The organism is Vibrio sp. 10N.222.48.A3 (genome assembly GCF_041475345.1).
GTDB classification, from domain to species: domain Bacteria; phylum Pseudomonadota; class Gammaproteobacteria; order Enterobacterales; family Vibrionaceae; genus Vibrio; species Vibrio tasmaniensis_A.
Map to the genome: position 1 here is coordinate 1 of NZ_JBFRVX010000817.1, position 2787 is coordinate 2787.

General features: G+C 43.8%; 3 protein-coding genes. All 3 read right to left on the reverse strand.

The window, feature by feature from the left end:
* Positions 1 to 125: 125 nt before the first annotated feature.
* Entirely contained in the window at positions 126 to 1769 is a 1644-nt protein-coding gene (panP, locus tag AB4653_RS20195) for a pyridoxal-dependent aspartate 1-decarboxylase PanP (protein ID WP_102258607.1), read from the reverse strand.
* Between the two features lie 118 nt (positions 1770 to 1887).
* Positions 1888 to 2415 (reverse strand): hypothetical protein, encoded by a 528-nt coding sequence (locus AB4653_RS20200; RefSeq protein ID WP_009847065.1) that lies wholly within the window; start codon positions 2413 to 2415, stop codon positions 1888 to 1890.
* A gap of 174 nt (positions 2416 to 2589) precedes the next feature.
* Positions 2590 to 2787, reverse strand: a 198-nt coding sequence (locus AB4653_RS20205; RefSeq protein WP_372105163.1) for a LysO family transporter, incomplete at its 5' end; no start/stop codon positions are given.

Here is a 2787-nt window from a genome sequence, read left to right on the forward strand (position 1 = left end):
ATTTTAGAAAACTACAGAATTGGAAGAGGATTAGAGCAAAAAGAATGCAAATTGAGTATGAACTGACAGCTAAGTTACATCAAAAAGAAAGAAATTTTCAATTTGATGCAACTAAAATTGAATGGCTAGGCGTTGATTAGCTTAACCAGTTTGGTGATTTTACTCATCAAGTTGGGTGCTAGTTTAGAGATTTCACGCTGTTCTTCAAGCACTGAAGAGAGAATATCGTTGCCCGTCAGTGGATTTGCTAATACTACACGGAAAACGATGATTGGCTGATGCGCCCATATTTCGGGGTTTAAGCGCGTTCGCGATACGAAAGACTTGCCCGTTTCACGTTGCTTCTTCTGAATAAACTTGGTCAGTTCATTCAGTAGCTCATTCAGTTCAACACGCTCTGGTGCTTTAGCCTTGAGTAGTGCTGCTTTGACTGATCCAGGCACATAGCGATAGGTCAGTAGGCAAAGCTCAGGCTCTGAAACCAGTTCGAAGTCGTTTTGATCTTTAATCAGGTCGGCAAAGTAGCGCGCTTTATTGATGCTCTGGTCGATCAGCAGTTCATACCCAGGGCGACTGATGATGTGCATTGAGGCGTAGACTAACATTGCCATGCCTGAACGAGAGCCTTCTAACGTATGACTACCTAAGTCTTTTGAGCCTTTACGAAGGATGTATTGAGCATGATGTTCGATTGCGGTCATCGCATCTGGCTTCTTAAACAAAACCATGCCAGCACCCATAGGGATATAAAGCTGTTTATGCGCATCAATCGTGACTGAATCAGCCAATTCAATACCATCAAGAAGGTGACGATGGTTGTTCGACATTAGAGTCGCACCTCCCCAAGCGGCATCAACATGGAAATGACAATCGGATTCAGCACACACTTCTGCAATGTCTCTTAGAGGGTCGATATTACCGGTTTCGGTTGTACCAGCCACACCAATGACAGCGAAAGGCTTTATCTTATTCTGCTTGAGCTGTTCAATCTTGAGTCTTAGGTCGTCCGTACAAATGCGGTTGTCGTTATCTGTTTTAACAGACACTAGACCTTCTTGACCAATACCAAGGACGTCCGCTGCTTTTTTCAGAGAGTAGTGACCACGTTCAGAAACCAAGATAGCAAGGCCTTCGTAGCCGTAGTGCTTCATGGCTTTAAACAAGCCTTCTTTTTCCACACCTTTGAACGAACCTTGTGCTTTTAGCGCGTTGTTACGTGCAACCCAAAGCGCTGTTATGTTCGCGATGGTACCGCCAGAACAAAACGCTCCTAAAGAGTGGTTGGCACTGTGCATCCAGCGAGAATAAAACTGGTCGCTATCCTGATATATCAGGCGATGTAACATACCCAGAACTTGACGTTCTAGGGGAGTGAAAGCTTTTGAGGTCTCGATTTTTACTAGATTCTGATTTAGCGCAATCATGATTTTAGACAGCGGCATCAGGAAATAGGGTAGCGCAGACGTCATGTGACCAATAAAACTTGGCGACGACGTATGTACAGAATGAGATACAAGAGAATCGAGGAGATGCTCGGTATGTTCTGAAACAAACTCAGGCTGCTCTGGGATATGAGCATTCGAAAAATCTTTCTCAATCTCACGTAATGGCTTTTCTTCAGCCACAATGTGTTCACGTAAGAATTGATTCAGGTTTCGTGAAAGTTTGTCTTCGATTTGAGTGAGTGTTGAGTCTGGGCCTTCTGGTACTGTAAAGATACGTAGAAGACTGTCAAAGCTAACATCTGCTGTTTTTTGTTCCGTAACCATAGCAAGCGAGTTATTTTTCTTATATTGACGCGAGCGGGATAATCTAAACGAAAACGGGAACAATGTCCCGTCTTAATTATGAAATCCAACTTCCCATAAAAGCATAGTAAATTAAGGGTTATTTACACTTAATCGCTTCTAGTTTGGCGATCGACTGGTTGTAACGCTGCAGTGCTGTATCGATTTGCTTAGGGTGACTAAGCAGCTCAGCAAAGGCGGAACGTAGCTCGTAGTTTTGAGCGTGAGGTGTTGATTGGCGGTCGTCGAACGTTGTTTTCGCAATTCTACCAAGTTCATCATCACGTGTTGATAACGTCTTAATGTCGTGTTGTTCCAGTTGCAGCCAGCCTTCTACCGGTTGCTCTGTTGCCACTTTGCTTGAATCGTTCACAAGGTAGTAGTTTACCGCAGCGCGATTAAGCTCGAAGTGGTGCTTACGACCTTCTAGGAACCACTCGCTTACTTCTGTCAATTCTGGGTATTGCTCAGAAGTTAATGTAGCGAGGTCAGCATACCAACCTAAAGAGGCGTCGATGTACGCATCATATTTTTTTGCTTGGCACTGATTTGTCTCAGACATTGAATCTGCTGCAAAAGAGAAAGTCGAAGTTGAAGCTAGCAGTAATGCGACGCAAAGGCGTTTCATAGCGGTTCCTTTTGTAAGTTTATTCTTTTTATAACGTTGTCGTTACAGATTACCGTGATCATTATTTGTTGAGCAATGACACTTAGTGTCTTTTTATTTCGGTAACTGTATCGGTGTCTTGGGCATCGGTATTCGAGTTGCATTCTAATCTAAAACAAACGCTATTCCTGCGATCTAGTTAGCAAGAGATACAAAGAACAACATCAAAATCGGGACAAGCAAGCTGAGGATAAAGCCACTGACTATGGCGACTGGCACGCACCGAACGCCACCTGTGGTTTGAATGACAGGTAATGTGAAATCCATCGCTGTTGCGCCTGCATAACCAATCGATGTGCATGGGTAGCTCCGGATCAGCACAGGAATAAGTAT

Coding starts and splice junctions, on each gene's coding strand:
- panP (WP_102258607.1), bottom strand. CDS start 1,769: ATGGTTACGGAACAAAAAACAGCAGATGTTAGCTTTGACAGTCTTCTA.
- AB4653_RS20200 (WP_009847065.1), bottom strand. CDS start 2,415: ATGAAACGCCTTTGCGTCGCATTACTGCTAGCTTCAACTTCGACTTTC.